The following is a 19801-nucleotide window of genomic DNA, read 5'->3' on the forward strand; positions in this document are numbered from 1 at the left end:
ATGCCACCAGCACCCGAACCTTGTCGCATGCTGTAAAAATTCGCGTGTTCCAGACACGCCAACGCGGGAGCAAGCTCCCGCGCGGCGACATCCTACCAGTCACCGCCCAAAGGCAGTCAACCGGCCGACCAACAACTTACTTGTGGTCTTTGACTTCTTCGAACTCGGCGTCGACAACGTCGTCAGCCTTTTCCGCCTTGTCGTCGTGTGGTGCCGCGCCTTCAGCAGGCTGAGCCTGTTCGGCGTACATCTTCTGAGCCACTGGTGCGGAGACCTTGGACAGCTCTTCAACCTTGGCTTCGATAGCTGCCTTGTCGTCGCCTTTTACAGCGGCTTCCAGGGCAACTACGGCAGCTTCGATCGCAGTCTTCTCTTCAGCGCTCACCTTGTCGCCAGCATCAGCGACCATTTTGCGCGTCGAGTGAACCAGTGCATCACCCTGGTTACGGGCAGCGGCCAGCTCTTCGAACTTGCGGTCTTCCTCGGCATTGGCCTCGGCATCACGCACCATGCGCTCGATTTCCTCGTCGGACAGACCGGAGTTGGCCTTGATCACGATCGACTGAGTCTTGCCGGTGGCCTTGTCCTTGGCGCCTACGTGCAGAATGCCGTTGGCGTCGATGTCGAAGGTCACTTCAATCTGTGGCACGCCACGTGGTGCTGGTGGAATCTCGGCCAGGTCGAACTTGCCCAGGGACTTGTTCTGCGCCGCTTGCTTACGCTCACCTTGCAGCACGTGAATGGTCACGGCGCCCTGGTTGTCGTCGGCAGTCGAGAACACTTGCGATTTCTTGGTAGGAATCGTGGTGTTTTTCTCGATCAGCGCAGTCATCACGCCACCCATGGTTTCGATACCCAGGGTCAGCGGGCTGACGTCCAGCAGCAGAACGTCTTTCACGTCACCAGCCAGAACAGCACCCTGGATCGCAGCACCCATGGCAACGGCTTCGTCCGGGTTCACGTCTTTACGGGCTTCTTTACCGAAGAACTCGGTCACCAGCTTCTGAACCAGTGGCATACGGGTCTGACCGCCAACCAGGATCACGTCGTTGATCGAACCAACGTCGATACCGGAGTCTTTCAGCGCGATGCGGCATGGCTCGATGGTGCGTTGAACCAGGTCTTCTACCAGCGCTTCCAGCTTGGCGCGGGAGATTTTCACGTTCAAGTGCTTAGGACCGGTGGCATCTGCAGTGATGTACGGCAGGTTCACGTCGGTCGACTGAGCGGACGACAGCTCGATCTTGGCTTTTTCAGCGGCTTCTTTCAGGCGCTGCATCGCCAGCGGGTCACCCTTGAGGTTCATGCCGCTTTCTTTCTTGAACTCGTCGACGAGGTAGTCGATCAGACGGATGTCAAAGTCTTCACCACCCAGGAAGGTGTCGCCGTTGGTGGCCAATACTTCGAACTGGTGCTCACCGTCGACTTCAGCGATTTCGATCACGGAAACGTCGAAAGTACCGCCACCCAGGTCGTAAACGATCACGGTGTGGTCGCCCTTGGCCTTGTCCATACCGTAGGCCAGAGCAGCTGCGGTTGGTTCGTTGATGATACGTTTTACGTCCAGGCCCGCGATGCGGCCGGCGTCTTTAGTAGCTTGACGCTGACTGTCGTTGAAGTAGGCCGGAACGGTAATCACCGCTTCGGTCACAGGCTCGCCGAGGTAGTCTTCGGCGGTCTTCTTCATTTTTTTCAGGATTTCAGCCGAGATTTGTGGCGGCGCCATTTTCTGGCCGTTCACTTCAACCCAGGCGTCGTTGTTGTCAGCCTTGACGATCTTGTAAGGGACCATCTGGATGTCTTTCTGTACCACTTCTTCTTCGAAACGACGACCGATCAGACGCTTCACCGCGTACAGGGTGTTGTGCGGATTGGTCACTGCCTGACGCTTGGCGGACTGGCCGACCAGGATTTCGCCATCGTTGGCGTAAGCGATGATCGACGGCGTGGTACGCGCGCCTTCGGCGTTTTCAATAACTTTTGCCTTGCCGTTTTCCAGCACGGAGACGCAGGAGTTGGTAGTCCCCAGGTCGATACCGATAATTTTGCCCATGTTCACTCTCCCGAAACTTTGGATTTGGTTGCCGCAGCAGTGGTGGCTAACTGCGGTAGCACTTAAACGCTTGACTTCTAAATGGGGGCCTTGCGGCTAATTTCAAGCCTGCTCATCAATGGAAGGCGAAACTGGCGCAGGCGCTTTGCTGACCACGACCATCGCCGGGCGCAGCAGGCGGCCATTAAGCTGATAGCCCTTTTGGAACACCTTGAGCACGCTGTTCGGCTCGAGGTCGGCGCTTTCCTGCATGGCCATTGCCTGATGCAGGACGGCGTTGAACGGTTCGCCATGCGGATCGATCGCTTCCAGCTGATAACGCTTCAGGGTGTCCTGGAACATTTTCAGGGTCAGCTCGATGCCCTCGCGCATTGGGCGGATGCTTTCGTCATCCGGGTTGGACAACTCCAGGCCACGCTCGAGGCTGTCGATGATCGGCAGCAGGTCGCCAGCAAATTTTTCCAGCGCGAATTTGTGAGCTTTTTCTACATCCTGCTCGGCACGACGGCGGACGTTCTGCAGATCGGCGGCCACACGCAAAGCTTGATCCTGCGCGCCTGCCAGCTGCTCTTCGAGCACTTGTACACGAGCCGCCAGGTCTTCACCCGAAGCCTCGGGCGCCTGGTTGGCGTCTGGGTTTTGCGTATCCACTGTCTGTTCGTCAGCCATAGAATTCTCCTTTCAAGATCGTCCGCGAGCCTGACTCGCGCTTCTGCCCAGTTATATGGGGCCGCAAAATCAACCTTCAAGGGGTGTCCACGCATTAACCCTACAAAAACACCTGCATTATCATTCCAGGGCGCACTAAGGATTTCGTCGGATCAAGCGAATCGAGCTAAAGGGGGGCATTGTCAGCCCGAAACAAAACACTGTATAAATAACCAGACCTAATGCCTGGGAGCGGCCTTTATGCTGGTGCACCTGTCCGTACATAACTACGCCATCGTTGAACATCTCGATCTCGAACTCGATCGCGGGATGAGCGTGATCACAGGAGAAACCGGCGCCGGCAAGTCGATCATGCTCGACGCGCTTGGCTTGACCCTCGGCGATCGCGCCGATAGCGGCGTGGTCCGTCCCGGCGCAGACAAGGCCGACATCCTGGCGACCTTCGATCTGGTCGACATCCCGGAAGCCAGCGCCTGGCTCGCCGAACGCGACCTCGAGAACGATGGCCCGTGCATCCTGCGCCGGGTGATCACGGCGGAAGGGCGTTCGCGCGGCTACATCAACGGCACGCCCTGCCCGCTGGGCGACCTCAAGGCACTGGGCGAACTGCTGATCGATATTCACAGCCAGCACGAACACCAATCCCTGCTCAAGACCGACACCCACCGCCGCCTGCTCGACGAGTATGCCGGCGCGACGGACCTTGCCCGCCAGGTACAACTGGCCGCCCAACGCTGGCGCCAGACCCGCCAGGAACTGGAACGACTCTCCAATTCCGGTGACGAGCAGCGTGCTCGCCACCAACTGCTCAGCTATCAACTGGAAGAACTGGAAAACCTGGGACTTGGCGACAATGAACTGGAACAACTTGAGCAGGAACACAAGAACCTGACCAACGCCGAAACCCTGCTGGGTATCTGCCGGCAAGTGGTCGAGCAATGCAGTGAAAGTGATTCAGGCAATGTGCTCAACGCGCTGACTGCCAGCCTCAACCGCCTGTCGAGCGTGAACAACTCGATCGGCGCACTGGGCGAGGCCAGTAGCCTGCTGACCAGCGCGCAGATCCAGGTGGAAGAAGCCGTCGGCGAGTTGAATCGCTTCCTCGACAACTTCGACGCCGACCCGTCACGCCTTCAATATCTGGAGGAACGTCTCGATTCGATCTACACCCTGGCGCGCAAACACCGCATCCAGCCGACCGAAGTCGCCGAGATGCAGCAAAAGCTGCTGGATGAAATCGAAACCCTGAATGCCAACGACGAATCCATCGAGCGACTGAGCGATGAGCTGTCGTCCTATGCCCGCCACTACCAGGAAAAGGCCCGCGAGCTAAGCGACTTGCGTCACCAGGCCTCGAGCAGCCTGGCCAGCGCCGTGGAACAGGAAATCCAGCGCCTGGGCATGCCCGGCGGCCGCTTCACCATCGAACTGCGCCCCAACAGCGGCGACGAACTGCTGCCTAACGGGCTCGAGCAGGTAGAACTGCTGGTCAGCGCCAACCCGGGGCAACCGCTCAAAGCCCTGGCGAAAGTCGCATCGGGTGGCGAGCTGTCGCGGATCAGCCTGGCTATCCAGGTGATCACCGCACAAACCTCTCGCGTACCAACCCTGGTGTTCGACGAAGTGGACGTGGGCATTGGCGGTCCGACCGCAGAGATCGTCGGCCAGTTGCTGCGCAGACTTGGTGAGCGAGGGCAGGTACTGACCGTAACCCACTTGCCACAAGTAGCAGCGCAAGGTCATCAACATCTATTTGTGCACAAAGTACGAGGTGAGGACGCCACCCGAACTGCAGTTTCCAAATTGAGCAGGAACGATCGCGTCGAAGAGGTGGCTCGAATGTTGGGCGGCATCGATCTGACCAAGGAATCCCTGGCTCACGCCAAAAAAATGGTAGTAGCCGCAAAAGCTTGAGGTAGGGCAGAAAGCACGAAGGCGACCCTGGGGTCGCCTTCGTTCGTTTCGCGAACCTTGTGTTCGCGCGACATGCTTACTTTTTCTTGCGTACGTACAGCACCAGATTGTGATCAACCATCTCGAAGCCATACTTGTCGACGATTGCTTTCTGCAGGCGCTCGATTTCTTCGTCGAAGAATTCGATCACTTCACTGGTCTCGACGTTGACCATATGGTCGTGATGCTTGCCGTCGTCCAGTTCGAAGACCGCATGGCCTCCATCGAAGTTGTGCCGCACCACAAGGCCAGCTGCCTCGAACTGAGTCAGTACACGGTAAACCGTGGCCAGACCGACGTCCTCGCCAGCCTCCATCAGTGCCTTGTAGACATCCTCGGCACTCATGTGGCGTTGCTCGGCGGAATCGAGCATTTGCAGAATTTTGACCCGTGGCAGGGTCACTTTGAGGCCGGCTTTGCGTAGTTCGCTATTTTCAACCATGGTCAGCTTTCTCGCGATGCTGCTTCGCAGCTTCTCTTAATGCGGGTATGATCGGCGTTTACGTTGTCCCAGCCAAGATAGTGGAAGTCGCCCACCGATGCAAAACACCAAGCTCTTGCTAACCAGTTTCACCTTTGTGGGACTGCTCGCACTCGCCGGTTGTTCATTCCCCGGGGTTTACAAAATCGACATCCAGCAGGGCAATGTCGTCACGCAGGACATGATAGACCAGTTACGCCCGGGAATGACCCGCAAGCAAGTACGGTTTATCATGGGCAACCCTCTGTTGACCGACACGTTCCATGCCGATCGCTGGGATTACCTGTACAGCCTGCAACCGGGGGGCGGTGAACGCCAACAGGAACGCATCAGCGTTATCTTCAACCCAAATGATCAACTTGTCAGCCTCTCCGGTGATTTCATGCCCGGCGTGAGCCGCGACGAGGCTATCCTCGGCAAGGACAGCGGCACTACCGTAACCGCGCCGGCTGAAAAGGCCGAGCAGCCAAAACCGGAAAAACCAGTGAAACCGGGTTCGCTGCTGGATCAGATCCAGAAGGAAGTGGACGGTGTAGAAACTGTTCCAGTCCCGACACCAGAACCATTGGATACCAAGCCGCAATAATTTGCGACGCAATAAAAACCCGGCATGTCCGGGTTTTTTATTATCTGGCGTTTACTCGACTCACTGATTCCGAGCCTCGGCAGCCTTGGCCGCTCGTAGCCGACGAACTTCCTTCGGATCCGCCAGCAACGGCCGGTAGACCTCGATACGATCCCCCGCCTGAACCATACGACTGTTAGGATCGGCGATCACCTTGCCGAAGACCCCCACGGGACACACCGCCAAATCCAGCTCAGGAAATGCTTTGCCAATACCGGATTGAAGCAATACCGCCCGAACGCTTGATCCTGGCGGTACTTGCACCGATAAAAGCACCTGACGATCAACGGCGGCATAGACCACCTCGACCTCGATCACGGCCTCAGCCATATATTTGCTTGGCCCGCTGGCAGAATGCATCCACCAGCGTATTGGCCGCCTGATTGAACAACGGTCCCAAGGTCGCGCGAACAATAGGCCCGGCATAATCGAACGAAAGGTCCAGGCTGATCTTGCAGGCCTTGTCGGTCAATGCCTTGAATACCCAATTGCCATGCAGTTGAGTGAATGGGCCTTCCTCAAGGTTCATCTCGATCGACTTCCCTGGAACCAGGGTATTGCGCGTCACGAAATGCTGGCTGAGTCCGCCCTTGGCCACGCCAACGCTGGCACGCATATGCTCGGGCGAGCTTTCCAGCACTTCGGCAGTAGAACACCACGGCAGAAATTCCGGGTATCGCGCCACGTCGTTGACCAGGTCATACAGGGCTTGTGCCGGATACGGCAGCAAGGCCGAACGTGAAATGTGTGTCGTCATGTCAGCGTCACTTCCACAGTTGGGCGGCAAACACTACAAGAATGCCGATGGGCGCCACATAGCGCATCAAGAACAAAGACAGGGCGAACAACGCAGGATTACGGATCGACAGTTCGTCGTGCACCGCTTCCCGCCTCATCACCCAGCCCGCAAACACCACGAAACACAAACCACCGAGTGGCAACATGATCCGCGAAGTAAAGAAATCGATCACACCGAAGAAATCCAGCCCGCCCGTGGCACCCCATTGATAGAGGTGGAACAAGCCGTCTTCGTTCACGAAAAACCTGGCTGGCTTCCAGATATTGAAGGAAAACACTGTGCCCAGACCAACAAACCAGCAGGTAAATGCCAGCCAGAAAGTCACCCAGGCACGACTGACTCTTGTCCGTTCGACCAGGTAAGCCACCATCGGCTCGAGCAGCGAGATCGCCGAGCTCCAGGCTGCAATCGCCACCAGCACGAAGAACACTACGCCCATCAACTGACCGAATGCTACGTTACCGAAGGCAAACGGCAGGCTCACAAACATCAATCCAGGCCCTTCGCTCGGGTTCAGACCCGCAGCGAACACAATCGGAAACAATGCCAGGCCGGCCACCAGGGAAACAAAAGTATCGAGCAGCGCCACACCGACGACGGTCCCGGAAATCGATGAATTCTTCGGCATGTAGGCACCGTAGATCATGATCGAACCCACGCCCACGCTCAGGGAAAAGAACGCGTGCCCCATGGCCGGCAGTAAGCCGTCGAGGACTTTTTCCGGATGGAAGTCGAACATGAAATGCACGCCCTCCATGAAATATCCGGTGGTCATGCTGTAGCCCAGCAACACCATCACCATCACGAACAGCATCGGCATCATGACTCGCAGGCTGCGCTCAAGCCCGGCGACCACACCTTTGGCGATCACAACCGCCGACAGCAGCATGAAAATCGTGTGCCAAAGTGTCAGGCGCCACGGGTCGGCAATGACATTGCCAAAGTACGCCCCCACCTGCTCCGGTGTCGCACCCTGGAAGTCGCCGCGTCCCATGTCGATGATGTAATCGAGCGACCAGCCGCCGACCACACTATAGAAAGACAGGATCAGTAACGCCGTGATCATCCCGGCAAAGGCGCCCCAGGACCATTTGGCCGAATGTCCGGCTTCCAGCGCCAACACTTTCAAGGCGTTGGCCGGACTCTGCCGGGCACGCCGGCCGATCAAGGTTTCCGCCAACATGACCGGAATGCCGATCAGTGCGATACACGCCAGAAACATCAGCACAAAAGCGCCGCCGCCATAGACGCCGAGCATATAAGGGAACTTCCAGATGCTGCCCAGCCCCACGGCCGAACCGGTCGCGGCGAGTATGAAAACCCAGCGGCTAGCCCAACTGCCGTGGACAGAAACCTTGTCTGTCGACATCGATATTACGACCAAGCGTTCAAAAAAGAGCGCGCATTGTCCGGGATTCAATCAACCTGCTCAAGCACGCAGCATCACCGTAGCCGACTCGCTTGCAACTCCCTATAATGCCGCCCCTATGGCTAAACAGAAGAAACACCCCACAGGGACCATCGCGCAAAATAAAAAGGCGCGACACGATTACTTCATCGAACATCGGTTCGAGGCTGGTCTGGTCCTGGCCGGCTGGGAAGTAAAAAGTTTGCGGGCAAGCAAGCTGCAACTGGTTGACAGCTATGTACTGCTCAAGGACGGCGAAGCCTGGCTGCTCGGCAGCCACATCACGCCGCTGACGACGGCCAGTACCCACGTCATTGCCGATCCGACCCGCACCCGAAAATTGCTGCTCAACCGGCGCGAGCTGGAAAAGCTGGCCGCCGCCGTACAGCAGAAGGGTTACGCCTGCGTCTGCCTGTCCTGGTACTGGAGCAAGCACATGGTCAAGTGCGAGATCGCTCTGGGCAAGGGCAAGAAGGAATACGACAAGCGAGATACCGAGCGCGAACGCGACGCCGGCCGCGAGTTGCAGCGTGCGGTGCGGAACAAGGGCAAAGAGGACTAACGTCGCTTCTTACCTCTTCGCGGGCAAGCCTCGCTCCCACAGACGCGCCCGTCTGTAGGAGCGAGGCTTGCCCGCGAATGCTTCAACGCAACTCAAACTGACTTACATCCCCTTGCGCCGCTCCGCCCGGGCCATGCGCTGTACTTCCTGACGCACCTCTTCCAGCACTTCCTGCACATACAGGATGTGACGGCTGGAGACTTCCCGCGCCTCCTCCGCCCGACCTTCGATAATCGCCAGATACAATTCCCGGTGCTGCGTGATCAGCATGTCACGGGTTTCAGTGCGCTGCTTGTACATGCCGCCAATGTTGGTCACCACATTGCGCTTGAGCAGGTCGAACAAGCCACGAATGGTGTGCAGCAGCACCGCGTTGTGACTGGCTTCGGCAATCGCCAGATGGAATTTCGCATCTGCCGCGCCCTCTTCCGCCCGACTGACTTCATCGTGTCGTGAGTAACAGTCCTGCAATTCGTTGAACGCCGCGGTCAGTCGCTCGCGATCAACATCCGTGGCGCGCAACGCCGCGTAATAAGCGCAGGATGCTTCCAGCGTGTGCCGAAACTCCAGCAAATCACGCTGGGCCTCGGGATTGCTTTCCAGCAATTGCAGCAGTGGATCGCTGAAGGTCGCGCCCAGCGATTCCACCACATAATTACCGCCGCCCTGGCGACTGACCAGCAAACCCTTGGCAACCAGTTTCTGAATCGCTTCGCGCAACGAAGGACGCGATACACCGAACTGCTCGGCCAATGCCCGCTCCGCCGGCAGGCGTTCACCCGCCTTCAGCGTGCCCTCGAGGATCATGCCCTCCAACTGCTCGACAATATCGTCAGACAAACGGCGCTGACGAATCTGATCAAAGCCCATAACTCGATTTCTCCACGACCCGACGGCTCGCCGGGGCTCTATTCTGGCCCATTCGCCGCACGTCGGCACCTGTCGGTGATCAATTACTCGCGCGCCCCGGAAGCCCCGATGGATCACGCATTCGACAAAAGTTTTAGGGCGGCAAATTGACACACCGCCTACAAGGCTTTTACCCTAGCCAACAGCGATTGTAAATTGGTATTACCAATTATCCAAGAACGCTGATCAGTGCCTGACCAACAACAATTAGGGGCCACCCCATATGCAAACCTGGCAACAGCTCTACAGCCCTCTCGGCAGCCTCGGTTTATCCGCGCTCGCAGCCGTCATTCCCATCGTGTTTTTCTTTCTGGCCCTGGCCGTGTTCCGCCTAAAAGGGCACGTGGCCGGCAGCATTACCCTGGCCCTCTCGATTCTGGTGGCAATCTTTGCCTTTCAGATGCCGGTGGACATGGCATTCGCCGCCGCCGGATATGGCTTCGCCTATGGCTTGTGGCCGATTGCCTGGATCATCGTGGCGGCCGTGTTCCTCTACAAGCTGACGGTCAAGAGCGGCCAGTTCGAAGTGATCCGCAGCTCAGTGCTGTCGATTACCGACGACCAGCGCCTGCAGGTGCTGCTGATCGGTTTTTGCTTCGGCGCCTTCCTCGAAGGTGCAGCCGGCTTCGGTGCGCCGGTGGCGATTACCGCCGCACTGCTGGTAGGACTGGGCTTCAACCCGCTGTACGCCGCTGGCTTGTGCCTGATCGCGAACACGGCCCCCGTCGCGTTCGGCGCCTTGGGCATTCCGATCATCGTTGCCGGCCAAGTGACCGGTATCGACGCATTCAAGATCGGCGCCATGGCCGGCCGCCAGCTGCCACTGCTGTCGCTGTTCGTACCGTTCTGGCTGGTGTTCATGATGGATGGCCTGCGCGGCGTCCGCGAGACCTGGCCTGCCGCACTGGTGGCCGGCTTGAGCTTTGCCGTGACCCAGTACTTCACCTCGAACTTCATTGGCCCGGAACTGCCAGACATCACGTCGGCCCTGGTCAGCCTGGTTTCCCTGACGCTGTTCCTGAAAATCTGGCAGCCGAAACGCGCCGCCGGCCAACACATCGTCGGTGCCGTCTCCGCTTCCGTCGTGAGTGCCAGCGCCGGTGGCTTCGGCCAGAAGCGCACCACAATGGCTTCGCCCTACAGCCTGGGGGAAATTTTCAAGGCCTGGTCGCCGTTTCTGATCCTCACCGTGCTGGTCACCATCTGGACCCTGAAACCGTTCAAGGCGATGTTTGCCGCCGGCGGTTCGATGTACAGCTGGGTGTTCAACTTCGCCATACCGCACTTGGACCAGATGGTGATCAAGGTTGCGCCGATTGTTGCCGCACCGACTGCCATTCCGGCGGTGTTCAAGCTTGATCCGATTTCCGCGACCGGCACGGCGATTTTCTTCTCGGCGCTGATCTCGATGCTGATCCTGAAGATCAACATCAAAACTGGTCTGACCACTTTAAGAGAGACTTTCTACGAACTGCGCTGGCCGATTCTGTCCATCGGCATGGTGCTGGCCTTCGCCTTCGTCACCAACTACTCGGGCATGTCATCGACCATGGCCCTGGTGTTGGCAGCCACCGGCACAGCTTTCCCGTTCTTCTCGCCGTTCCTCGGTTGGCTGGGCGTGTTCCTGACCGGCTCTGATACCTCGTCCAATGCGCTGTTCAGCTCGTTGCAAGCGACCACTGCGCACCAGATCGGTGTCAATGACACCTTGCTGGTGGCGGCGAATACCAGCGGCGGGGTGACCGGCAAGATGATCTCGCCACAATCGATCGCCGTGGCCTGCGCCGCGACCGGCCTGGTGGGCAAGGAGTCGGATCTGTTCCGCTTCACGCTCAAGCACAGCCTGTTCTTCGCCACCATCGTCGGCCTGATCACCCTGGCTCAGGCCTACTGGTTCACCGGCATGCTGGTGCACTGAGTCCTACAGCCAATCTGAAAAAAACCGACGCCGGACCACCACTCCGGCGTCAGCAATTCACACCTGGTCCGTAAGGCTGCTGAAAGCGTGCATCGCTATAGTCAGCAGCCTCAACGGACGGACAACCGGCCGAGAGACACGCCTGATGAGCGAGCTTTTTTACAACGCCGTGCCGAATGCGACCCGCGTCGCCCCGCCACTGCCCGAGCCTCGGCAATACCCCAGCGAGAAACCGCAACGGGTGTACCTGTTCGGGACCTGCGTAGTGGATTTGTTCTACCCGGAAGCCGGAATGGACGCGATCCACTTGCTGGAGCGCGAAGGCATCCGTGTCGAGTACCCGCAAGGGCAAAGCTGCTGCGGGCAACCGGCCTACACCTCGGGTTACACCGAACAGGCCAGGACCGTCGCGCGCTCGCAACTGGCGCTGTTCGCCGGGGATTATCCAGTGGTGGTGCCGTCCGGCTCCTGCGCCGGCATGTTGCGCGAGCACTATGCCGATTTGTTCAAGGACGAGCCGGACACGTTGAAACAGGTTCAGGCACTGGCTGCCAGGACCTATGAACTCGCCGAGTTCTTGCTGTTTGTCTGCAAGGTGCAGCTCAAGGACAGCGGGGAACCGGTGAAGGTGGCGTTGCACACGTCGTGTTCGGCACGCCGTGAAATGAACACCCACCTGCACGGGCGCGAGCTGTTGGCGCAGTTGAGCAACGTGGTGAGGGTCAATCACGATCACGAAAGTGAATGCTGTGGCTTCGGTGGGACATTCAGCGTCCGTATGCCGGACATTTCCGGGGCGATGGTCGCTGACAAGACCCGATCGTTGAAGGAATCCGGTGCGCACAAGGTGCTCAGTGCCGACTGCGGTTGCCTGATGAACATCAATGGCTCGCTGGAGAAACAGAAGGAAGCGTTGCGCGGCCAACACCTGGCCAGTTTCCTCTGGCAGCGAACCGGAGGCGCACAATGAACGCCTCCACGATTATTCCTACGGTCGCCGTAGAAGAAGATTTCCGCACCCGGGCTCACGAGGCGCTGGGTGATGCGCAATTGCGAAACAACTTTCGCAAGGCGATGGATTCACTGATGACAAAACGGGCAACGGCTTTCAGCGATGCCCATGAAAGAGAACACCTGCGAGCGCTGGGCAATGCTGTCCGCGCCCGTGCGTTATCGAAGCTGCCCGACTTGCTCGAGCAACTTGAACAGAACCTGACCCGCAACGGTGTGACAGTGCACTGGGCGGAAACGGTGGACGAAGCCAATGGCATCGTCCTCTCGATCATCCGCGCTCACGAGGGGCGGCAAGTGATCAAGGGCAAATCGATGGTCAGCGAAGAGATGGAGATGAACCATGTCCTCGCTGAACAGGGCATTGAATGCCTGGAATCGGACATGGGCGAGTACATCGTCCAGCTCGACCACGAGAAGCCTTCACACATCATTATGCCGGCGATCCACAAGAACGCCGGTCAGGTCGCGTCCTTGTTCCACGACAAACTTGGCGTGGAATACACCAAGGACGTTGACCAACTCATTCAGATCGGTCGCAGGGTCCTGCGGCAGAAATTCTTCGAAGCGGACATCGGCGTCTCCGGCGTCAACTTCGCCGTGGCCGAAACCGGCACCCTGCTGCTGGTGGAAAACGAAGGCAACGGTCGCATGACGACCACAGTGCCACCGGTGCACATCGCTGTCACCGGTATCGAAAAAGTCGTGGAAAACCTGCGCGACGTGGTGCCGTTGTTGTCACTGCTGACCCGTTCGGCCCTGGGCATCCCGATCACCACCTACGTCAACATGATCTCCGGGCCGCGCAAGGAACATGAGCTCGACGGTCCGCAGGAAGTGCACCTGGTGTTGCTGGACAACGGCCGCAGCCAGGCATTTGCCGACAGCGAATTGCGCCAGACCCTGAACTGCATCCGCTGCGGCGCCTGTATGAATCATTGCCCGGTCTACACCCGAATCGGTGGCCATGCCTACGGCGAGGTCTACCCCGGCCCTATCGGAAAAATCATCACCCCGCACATGGTCGGCCTGGCGAAAGTTTCGGACCACCCTAGCGCCTCTTCACTATGCGGTGCCTGCGGTGAAGTGTGCCCGGTCAAGATTCCGATCCCTTCCCTGCTGCGGCGTCTGCGCGAAGAAAACGTCAAGGCACCCGATAGCCCGCATCAAGCGATGCGCGGCCAGGGCAGCAAGTACTCGCGCAAGGAACGGTTCATCTGGAATGCCTGGGCCAGGCTCAACAGTTCACCGACGCTGTATCGCCTATTCGGTTTCTTCGCCACGCGCCTGCGCGCACTCACGCCAAAAAATGTCGGGCCGTGGACGCAAAACCACAGCGCGCCGAAACCCGCCGCCCGTTCACTGCATGACATGGCTCGTGAGCATCTGGCCAAACAGGGAGATCGTTGATGAGCGCCAAGCAAAACATCCTCGGCAAACTGCGCAAAAGTCTGACAGGTACCACACCTGTGGCCGACAACTTCGACGTCGGTCTGGTCACCGAGCCTTACACCTACACCCCGGAACAACGCATCCCGCAACTGCGCAAACTGATGGAGGCCGTGCACACGGAAATCCATCTGACCTCGGGTGAAGACTGGCCGGCCTTGCTGGCGAAACTGCTGCTGGATCGTCAGCTGCCGAGCCTGTTGATCGCACCGACGACACCTCACGGTCAATGCGTCACTCGGCACTGGGCGAAAAATCCGAACCTGCCGACACTCAAGGCCTACGATCGTCCGGTTGAAGAATGGAAAGCCGAGCTGTTCAACGACACCACGGCCAGCCTGACCTCTACCCTGGGCGCAATCGCGGCGACCGGTAGCCTGATTCTCTGGCCAACACGGGAAGAACCGCGCTTGATGAGCCTGGTGCCACCGGTGCATTTCGCTTTGCTCAAGGCCAGCGAAATCCGCGATAACTTCTATCAGGTGCAGCAGGAATACGAATGGGCCCAGGGTATGCCGACCAACGCTTTGCTGGTGTCCGGCCCGTCGAAGACGGCCGATATCGAGCAGGTGCTGGCCTACGGCGCCCATGGCCCGAAGGATTTGGTGGTGTTGATCCTGGAGGACCAATGAGTCTACCGGCCGCTTTCCTGCGCGATGCGCAGCAACTGATCCCCCGGGAACGTCGCTTCGACGACCCGTTGTCGACGTTGGCGTTCGGCACCGACGCCAGTTTCTATCGCCTGATCCCGCAACTGGTGATCCGCGTCGAGTCTGAAGATGAAGTGGTGGCGCTGCTGCAACTGGCACAGCGCGATCAGGTTCCGGTGACCTTCCGCGCCGCCGGCACCAGCCTGTCCGGCCAGGCCATCAGCGACTCGGTGTTGATCGTCCTTGGGGATAACTGGAACGGTCGCGAGATCCGAGGCCAGGGCACACAAATTCGCCTGCAACCGGGCGTGATCGGCGCCCAGGCCAATGCCTGGCTGGCACCGTTCGGCCGCAAGATCGGCCCGGACCCGGCATCGATCAACGCCTGCAAAATCGGCGGCATCGTCGCTAACAATGCCAGCGGCATGTGCTGCGGCACCGCGCAAAACACCTATCACACCCTGGCCGGGATTCGTCTGGTACTGGCCGATGGCAGCCGTCTCGATACCGAAGATGCCGCCAGTGTCTCTGCGTTTCGGCAAAGCCATGCATCGCTGCTGGAACGTCTGGCGACACTGGGTCGCGAAACACGCGCCAACACCGAACTCGCTGCAAAAATTCGCCACAAATACCGCCTGAAAAACACCACTGGCTTGTCTCTCAACGCCCTGGTGGATTACGACGAGCCTGTGGATATCTTGAGCCACTTACTGGTGGGCTCCGAAGGCACCTTGGGCTTCATCAGCGCAGTGACCTACGACACGGTGATCGACCACCCGAACAAGGCCTCGGCGCTGATCGTCTTCCCGAACGTGGAGACTTGCTGCAACGCCGTCACCGTGCTGAAAAACCAACCGGTGTCAGCCGTGGAACTGCTGGACCGCCGCAGCCTGCGCTCGGTGCAGAACAAACCCGGCATGCCCGCTTTCGTACAGCACCTGTCGAACAATGCCTGCGCCTTGCTGATCGAATCCCGCGCGGCGTCGTCCACGTTGCTACAGGAACAACTGGCGCAGATCATGGCGTCACTGGCTTCGTTCCCAGTGGAGAAACAAGTCGACTTCACTGAAGACCCAACGGAAAACGCCCGCCTCTGGGCGATCCGCAAGGACACCTTCCCCGCCGTCGGCGCGGTGCGCAAGACCGGCACCACGGTGATCATCGAGGACGTGACCTTCCCGGTGGAACAACTGGCCATCGGCGTGAACCGCCTGATCGAGTTGTTCGACAAACATCACTACGACGAAGCGATTCTTTTCGGACACGCGCTGGAAGGCAATCTGCATTTCGTCTTCACCCAAGGCTTCAACAGCGCGGAAGAAATCGCACGCTACCAGGCGTTCATGGACGACGTGGCACAGTTGGTGGCCGTGGAGTTTGGCGGTTCGCTCAAGGCTGAACACGGTACCGGGCGCAACATGGCACCGTTTGTCGAGCTGGAATGGGGCAGCGATGCCTATCAGTTGATGTGGCAACTCAAACGCCTGCTCGATCCCAACGGCATCCTCAACCCGGACGTGGTCCTCAGCGAGGATCCACAGATCCATCTCAAGCACCTGAAACCACTGCCAGCCGCCGACGAGATTGTGGATAAGTGCATCGAATGCGGCTTCTGCGAACCGGTCTGCCCATCGAAGGGCCTGACCCTGAGCCCGCGCCAGCGCATCGTGATCTGGCGGGACATCCAGGCGAAAAAACGCGCCGGGGTCGATACCCGAGACCTTGAAACCGCCTACGAATACCAGGGCATCGAAACCTGCGCCGCGACGGGTCTTTGTGCGCAACGCTGCCCGGTAGGAATTAACACCGGCGAGCTGGTGAAAAAGCTTCGCGGCCAGCACGCAACCCATACGAAAACCGCCAACTGGATCGAAGGAAATTTCGCCACGGCGCTGCAAGGCGCGCGACTGACCCTACATGTGGCAAACGGTGCCCGGATGTTGCTGGGGGCACCGCGGCTGACAAAGCTTTCCGCTGCCGTGACCGGACTGTCCAAAGGGCAAATCCCGCAGTGGACCAACGCCATGCCGCAGCCTGAGCGGGCGATCCGCTTCAGCCCGCCCGTGACGGACGAGCGACCGCGAGTGGTATACCTGGCCGCGTGCGTTTCACGCGCCATGGGCCCGGCTGCCGGCGACAAGGAACAAATGTCGCTGTACGACAAAACTCGCGGACTGCTGGAAAAAGCCGGTTACCAAGTAGTCTTTCCGGACAATCTGGACAATCTCTGCTGCGGCCAGCCCTTCGCCTCCAAGGGCTACGCCGAACAGGCCGAGCACAAACGCCAGGAGCTGATCGGCGCACTGCTCCACGCCAGCCGTGGGGGCCTCGACCCCATCTACTGCGACACCAGCCCGTGCACCCTGCGTCTGGTTCAAGACCTGGGTGAAGCCCGCCTCGACCTGTACGACCCGGTGCGCTTCATTCGCACGCATCTGATGGATCGCCTGGAGTTCACCCCGCAGGAGGCACCGATTGCGGTGCACGTGACCTGCAGCACCCAACACCTGGGAGAAAGCCAGGCGCTGATCGATCTGGCGCGCAAGTGCAGCAAAAACGTGGTCATTCCCGAAGGTATTCACTGCTGCGGTTTCGCTGGCGACAAGGGTTTCACCACGCCGCAGTTGAACGCCCATTCGCTGCGCACGCTCAAGGAGACGGTGCAGCATTGCAGCGAGGGAATATCCACCAGCCGTACTTGTGAGATCGGCCTGACACAACACGGCGGAATCGACTACCACGGGCTAGTCTATTTGGTGGACCGCGTTACCCAGGCCAGGGCGACCTGATGACAAGGCCTCAAGGAAGACGCATTCAAGCGCCTGTTCAGTAGTTTCTTGCGGGTATCAACACAGAAAAACAGAACCCTGACGTGTCGCCGCAGTCCACCGATCAAGTCCCGCCAATGCGGGGCCTTCCCAACACTCGGCAGCCCGTCCTGATGGTCAGCGATGCCTGGCCACTCAGTTCAAGGAGATACTCATGAAACGTTCTGTACTGTTTGGTCTGTTCGTTACTGCCTCAATGCTGGCCTCCCCCTCGTTTGCCGCCGAAAAAGATCAATGCGCGCTCAATCTGAAAACCATCGAAAACGCAAAGGCACAGATTCCTCCCGAAATGACTGACCAGGTAGCAGACTCTGTCGAGAAAGCCCAAGCCGACCAGGCAAAAGGCACCAAACAAGGTATTGATGATTGCATTGCCGAGACCAACCAAACCATCCAGGACCTCAAGAACGCGAGCAAAGGCGGAAAGTAACTCTTGGCTCAAGGCCAACCTTCGGGTTGGCCTTCCGGGCCACATTGACGTAGACTGTACAGGCTTGTTGCTCATTTGATTCACGAGCAATGAGTTCGGGGCCGTTTAGGATTCGACGCCGGTTGCGAAACTTTAGGTGCATGCCGAGTTGGTAACAGAACTCGTAAATCCACTGTTGCAACTTCTTATAGTTGCCAATGACGAAAACTACGGCCAGGAATTCGCTATCGCTGCGTAAGCAGCCTTAGATCCTGAGCTTCTGGTACCTTCGGGTCCAGCAATCATTAGGGGATGTCTGTAAACCCGAAATGATTGTCATATAGAACAGAATCGCCGTGCAGTACGTTGTGGACGAAGCGGCTAAAACTTACACAACTCGCCCAAAGCACCCTGCCCGTCGGGTCGCTGAGGGTTAACTTAATAGACACGGCTACGCATGTAGTACCGACAGCGGAGTACTGGCGGACGGGGGTTCAAATCCCCCCGGCTCCACCAAATACCCGTTTCCACATGTTCCGACATGACTGGAAGCATCCCAAGAAGCCCGCCCCGTGCGGGCTTTCTTGTTTCTGAATGCTCCCGAACATATCCGCATATCGTTGCCGACCGTGCATCCCTCCATGCATCCTCGCTGAAAAAGTAAACCGAAGGGATACACGAGGTGAAGCGCAACCAGATCAAACACCGCCCGCTAGCCGCTTTTTTGCTCACCAGTCTTGAGCTGGACGGTGATGGTCTGTTCTTTCGCATGAAACCGGACGGCTTGATGTCATGGCAATTGCGCAACAAAAAAGCCGACGGCAAATGCTCCAGGGTGGGGCTTGGCGGCTATCCACACAGTGCACAGCGCTTCATCAGGCCATGTAACAAGTTCGTTCAAGCGGTTTTGGCGAGATGTTCAAACTGGCACTGATACTGGGCGTCCTTGAGGCTGGCTTCAAAATCCGCCAGCCCCGCATAGACCTTCTGCAACCCTTGAATCCGGGTCATCAGCTCCAGTTTTTTGTCGGCGATCGCCTTGTTCGCCAAATCCCAGGGCAGCTCCTGGCCCCGGTGATCCTGGAGGATCGCCTGCATCTCCTTAAGTTTGAAGCCCAATTTCTGAGCGCATTTGATGAAGGTCAGCAGTTCAACGCTTTGCTGGCTGTAAACGCGATACTTGCCTTCACGCTGGGGCGCTGGCAGCAAGCCAATGTCTTCATAGTGGCGGATGGTTTTAACTGTCGTACCCGACAACTGGGCTGCTTTGCCGATATACATGAAAAGTCCTTTTTTCGCACAAGAACGGGAGGCGCGCACTGGCGCGCCGCATCTTTGCATAGGTATACGGAGTCGGGAACCCGAGGGTGTCAAATGGCAGAGCACTGGCAAGGATGAAGCTGGCATCGCCTGTTGCAAGGCGATGCTGCATACCGTGTGTATCAGTGGCTGGCGATATCCTGGGCTTGCTTGAGCCAGGCTTCCCGCTGGTTGGGTCTGGAACCGATTAGCGGTCCAAACGTCAGGGTCTTCAACGGTTTGATGCCACAGAACTCCAGCGTGGTCTTGCGCATTTGGTGCAACCCAGGCATGCGATAGACCCATTTGAAGTACCACGGTGGAGTATCCATGGTAACCAGCAGGTGAGCCGTGCGCCCCTTTAAAAGCTTGTCGGGAAAGGCTTTACCTTCGCGGTACTTGAAGGCAAAACCGGGCAGGAATATCCGGTCGAAAAAGCCTTTCATCAAGGCCGGAATGCCCCCCCACCAAATCGGATAGACAAATACCAGGTGCTCAGCCCAAGTGATATCGGCCTGGGCCTTGAGCAGATCGGGTTCCAGTCGCTGAATCTGATTGTAGCCATCGTGCAGCACCGGATCGAAGCTCAGTGCATCCAGTCGCAACAGACGCACATCATGCCCGGCAGTTCTTGCTGCCTTGACGTACCTCTCGGTCAACGCACCACAGAAACTGTCGATTGAGGGGTGACCCAGAATCACCAGTACTCGCTTGCTCATCATCAGTACATCCTGAATGGGGAGCTTTGAGCATAGGGTGTGCCCGTAACGGGAGAGTC

General features: G+C 58.4%; 18 protein-coding genes, 1 other RNA gene and 1 pseudogene. 11 read left to right on the forward strand and 9 right to left on the reverse strand.

Annotated elements, in window-relative coordinates; all coding sequences use genetic code 11:
- Positions 1-136: 136 nt before the first annotated feature.
- On the reverse strand, positions 137-2053 hold the full coding sequence (gene dnaK, locus GPL81_RS27115; protein ID WP_096513518.1) for a molecular chaperone DnaK: 1917 nt from the start codon (positions 2051-2053) through the stop codon (positions 137-139).
- A gap of 102 nt (positions 2054-2155) precedes the next feature.
- Positions 2156-2722, reverse strand: a complete 567-nt coding sequence (grpE, locus tag GPL81_RS27120) for a nucleotide exchange factor GrpE (RefSeq protein WP_077046411.1) — start codon at positions 2720-2722, stop codon at positions 2156-2158.
- A gap of 240 nt (positions 2723-2962) precedes the next feature.
- Between grpE and recN the strand changes: the two genes are divergently transcribed.
- A complete protein-coding gene (recN, locus tag GPL81_RS27125) occupies positions 2963-4636 on the forward strand; it encodes a DNA repair protein RecN (protein ID WP_160109196.1) in 1674 nt (557 codons plus the stop codon).
- A 76-nt stretch (positions 4637-4712) separates the two neighbouring features.
- On the opposite strand, the gene fur is transcribed toward recN, so the two are convergent.
- A complete protein-coding gene (gene fur, locus GPL81_RS27130) occupies positions 4713-5117 on the reverse strand; it encodes a ferric iron uptake transcriptional regulator (protein ID WP_003197684.1) in 405 nt (134 codons plus the stop codon).
- A gap of 97 nt (positions 5118-5214) precedes the next feature.
- Here fur and GPL81_RS27135 point away from each other — a divergent pair, with 97 nt between their 5' ends.
- Positions 5215-5742, forward strand: a complete 528-nt coding sequence (locus GPL81_RS27135; RefSeq protein ID WP_160109197.1) for an outer membrane protein assembly factor BamE — start codon at positions 5215-5217, stop codon at positions 5740-5742.
- A 60-nt stretch (positions 5743-5802) separates the two neighbouring features.
- Here GPL81_RS27135 and GPL81_RS27140 read toward each other — a convergent pair whose 3' ends face one another.
- From GPL81_RS27140 to GPL81_RS27150, 3 genes are read right to left on the reverse strand one after another with little or no spacing between them, the layout of a single operon-like run.
- Positions 5803-6111 (reverse strand): RnfH family protein, encoded by a 309-nt coding sequence (locus tag GPL81_RS27140; protein ID WP_160109198.1) that lies wholly within the window; start codon positions 6109-6111, stop codon positions 5803-5805.
- Positions 6104-6538, reverse strand: a complete 435-nt coding sequence (locus tag GPL81_RS27145) for a type II toxin-antitoxin system RatA family toxin (RefSeq protein WP_096513522.1) — start codon at positions 6536-6538, stop codon at positions 6104-6106. The genes GPL81_RS27140 and GPL81_RS27145 overlap by 8 nt, the downstream gene beginning before the upstream one ends.
- A 7-nt stretch (positions 6539-6545) precedes the next feature.
- Positions 6546-7949 carry a sodium-dependent transporter gene (locus GPL81_RS27150; RefSeq protein WP_160109199.1) on the reverse strand — a complete coding sequence of 468 codons (1404 nt, stop codon included), beginning with the start codon at positions 7947-7949 and terminating at the stop codon, positions 6546-6548.
- A gap of 118 nt (positions 7950-8067) precedes the next feature.
- On the opposite strand from GPL81_RS27150, the gene smpB reads away from it, so the two are divergent.
- Positions 8068-8550, forward strand: coding sequence for an SsrA-binding protein SmpB (gene smpB, locus GPL81_RS27155; RefSeq protein ID WP_018929470.1), 483 nt, complete (start codon positions 8068-8070; stop codon positions 8548-8550).
- 102 nt (positions 8551-8652) lie between these two features.
- Here smpB and GPL81_RS27160 read toward each other — a convergent pair whose 3' ends face one another.
- Complete coding sequence (locus GPL81_RS27160) at positions 8653-9420, reverse strand: GntR family transcriptional regulator (protein WP_160109200.1); 768 nt, start codon at positions 9418-9420, stop codon at positions 8653-8655.
- Between the two features lie 262 nt (positions 9421-9682).
- Here GPL81_RS27160 and GPL81_RS27165 point away from each other — a divergent pair, with 262 nt between their 5' ends.
- The 8 genes and pseudogenes from GPL81_RS27165 to GPL81_RS31605 form a co-directional block, all read left to right on the forward strand.
- On the forward strand, positions 9683-11377 hold the full coding sequence (locus GPL81_RS27165) for a lactate permease LctP family transporter (protein WP_160109201.1): 1695 nt from the start codon (positions 9683-9685) through the stop codon (positions 11375-11377).
- Between the two features lie 145 nt (positions 11378-11522).
- Entirely contained in the window at positions 11523-12347 is an 825-nt protein-coding gene (locus GPL81_RS27170; protein ID WP_160109202.1) for a (Fe-S)-binding protein, read from the forward strand.
- Positions 12344-13798 carry a LutB/LldF family L-lactate oxidation iron-sulfur protein gene (locus tag GPL81_RS27175; protein ID WP_160109203.1) on the forward strand — a complete coding sequence of 485 codons (1455 nt, stop codon included), beginning with the start codon at positions 12344-12346 and terminating at the stop codon, positions 13796-13798. Before GPL81_RS27170 ends, GPL81_RS27175 begins: the two co-directional genes overlap by 4 nt.
- On the forward strand, positions 13798-14469 hold the full coding sequence (locus tag GPL81_RS27180; protein ID WP_160109204.1) for a LutC/YkgG family protein: 672 nt from the start codon (positions 13798-13800) through the stop codon (positions 14467-14469). The genes GPL81_RS27175 and GPL81_RS27180 overlap by 1 nt, the downstream gene beginning before the upstream one ends.
- Positions 14466-17276, forward strand: coding sequence for an FAD-binding and (Fe-S)-binding domain-containing protein (locus GPL81_RS27185; RefSeq protein ID WP_160109205.1), 2811 nt, complete (start codon positions 14466-14468; stop codon positions 17274-17276). Before GPL81_RS27180 ends, GPL81_RS27185 begins: the two co-directional genes overlap by 4 nt.
- A gap of 193 nt (positions 17277-17469) precedes the next feature.
- Positions 17470-17745, forward strand: coding sequence for a hypothetical protein (locus GPL81_RS27190; protein WP_096513530.1), 276 nt, complete (start codon positions 17470-17472; stop codon positions 17743-17745).
- Positions 17746-17842: 97 nt separating this feature from the next.
- Positions 17843-18240, forward strand: a transfer-messenger RNA (tmRNA) gene (gene ssrA, locus GPL81_RS27195).
- 166 nt (positions 18241-18406) lie between these two features.
- Positions 18407-18577 (forward strand): annotated as a pseudogene (locus GPL81_RS31605) (tyrosine-type recombinase/integrase); the annotation flags it as partial.
- 44 nt (positions 18578-18621) lie between these two features.
- Here the strand turns inward: GPL81_RS31605 and GPL81_RS27200 are convergent.
- Both GPL81_RS27200 and GPL81_RS27205 read right to left on the reverse strand, forming a co-directional pair.
- Positions 18622-19005, reverse strand: a complete 384-nt coding sequence (locus GPL81_RS27200; protein ID WP_160109233.1) for a MerR family transcriptional regulator — start codon at positions 19003-19005, stop codon at positions 18622-18624.
- A 161-nt stretch (positions 19006-19166) separates the two neighbouring features.
- Positions 19167-19745: an NAD(P)H-dependent oxidoreductase gene (locus GPL81_RS27205; RefSeq protein WP_160109206.1), complete on the reverse strand. Its 579-nt coding sequence runs from the start codon at positions 19743-19745 to the stop codon at positions 19167-19169.
- Between the last annotated feature and the right edge of the window lie 56 nt (positions 19746-19801).

This window comes from Pseudomonas izuensis, assembly GCF_009861505.1.
GTDB classification, from domain to species: Bacteria; Pseudomonadota; Gammaproteobacteria; order Pseudomonadales; family Pseudomonadaceae; genus Aquipseudomonas; species Aquipseudomonas izuensis.

Bases quoted from the DNA above. Each gene is read 5' to 3' on its own strand.
- dnaK (WP_096513518.1), bottom strand. From the start codon at position 2,053: ATGGGCAAAATTATCGGTATCGACCTGGGGACTACCAACTCCTGCGTC.
- grpE (WP_077046411.1), bottom strand. From the start codon at position 2,722: ATGGCTGACGAACAGACAGTGGATACGCAAAACCCAGACGCCAACCAG.
- recN (WP_160109196.1), top strand. From the start codon at position 2,963: ATGCTGGTGCACCTGTCCGTACATAACTACGCCATCGTTGAACATCTC.
- fur (WP_003197684.1), bottom strand. From the start codon at position 5,117: ATGGTTGAAAATAGCGAACTACGCAAAGCCGGCCTCAAAGTGACCCTG.
- GPL81_RS27135 (WP_160109197.1), top strand. From the start codon at position 5,215: ATGCAAAACACCAAGCTCTTGCTAACCAGTTTCACCTTTGTGGGACTG.
- GPL81_RS27140 (WP_160109198.1), bottom strand. From the start codon at position 6,111: ATGGCTGAGGCCGTGATCGAGGTCGAGGTGGTCTATGCCGCCGTTGAT.
- GPL81_RS27145 (WP_096513522.1), bottom strand. From the start codon at position 6,538: ATGACGACACACATTTCACGTTCGGCCTTGCTGCCGTATCCGGCACAA.
- GPL81_RS27150 (WP_160109199.1), bottom strand. From the start codon at position 7,949: ATGTCGACAGACAAGGTTTCTGTCCACGGCAGTTGGGCTAGCCGCTGG.
- smpB (WP_018929470.1), top strand. From the start codon at position 8,068: ATGGCTAAACAGAAGAAACACCCCACAGGGACCATCGCGCAAAATAAA.
- GPL81_RS27160 (WP_160109200.1), bottom strand. From the start codon at position 9,420: ATGGGCTTTGATCAGATTCGTCAGCGCCGTTTGTCTGACGATATTGTC.
- GPL81_RS27165 (WP_160109201.1), top strand. From the start codon at position 9,683: ATGCAAACCTGGCAACAGCTCTACAGCCCTCTCGGCAGCCTCGGTTTA.
- GPL81_RS27170 (WP_160109202.1), top strand. From the start codon at position 11,523: ATGAGCGAGCTTTTTTACAACGCCGTGCCGAATGCGACCCGCGTCGCC.
- GPL81_RS27175 (WP_160109203.1), top strand. From the start codon at position 12,344: ATGAACGCCTCCACGATTATTCCTACGGTCGCCGTAGAAGAAGATTTC.
- GPL81_RS27180 (WP_160109204.1), top strand. From the start codon at position 13,798: ATGAGCGCCAAGCAAAACATCCTCGGCAAACTGCGCAAAAGTCTGACA.
- GPL81_RS27185 (WP_160109205.1), top strand. From the start codon at position 14,466: ATGAGTCTACCGGCCGCTTTCCTGCGCGATGCGCAGCAACTGATCCCC.
- GPL81_RS27190 (WP_096513530.1), top strand. From the start codon at position 17,470: ATGAAACGTTCTGTACTGTTTGGTCTGTTCGTTACTGCCTCAATGCTG.
- GPL81_RS27200 (WP_160109233.1), bottom strand. From the start codon at position 19,005: ATGTATATCGGCAAAGCAGCCCAGTTGTCGGGTACGACAGTTAAAACC.
- GPL81_RS27205 (WP_160109206.1), bottom strand. From the start codon at position 19,745: ATGATGAGCAAGCGAGTACTGGTGATTCTGGGTCACCCCTCAATCGAC.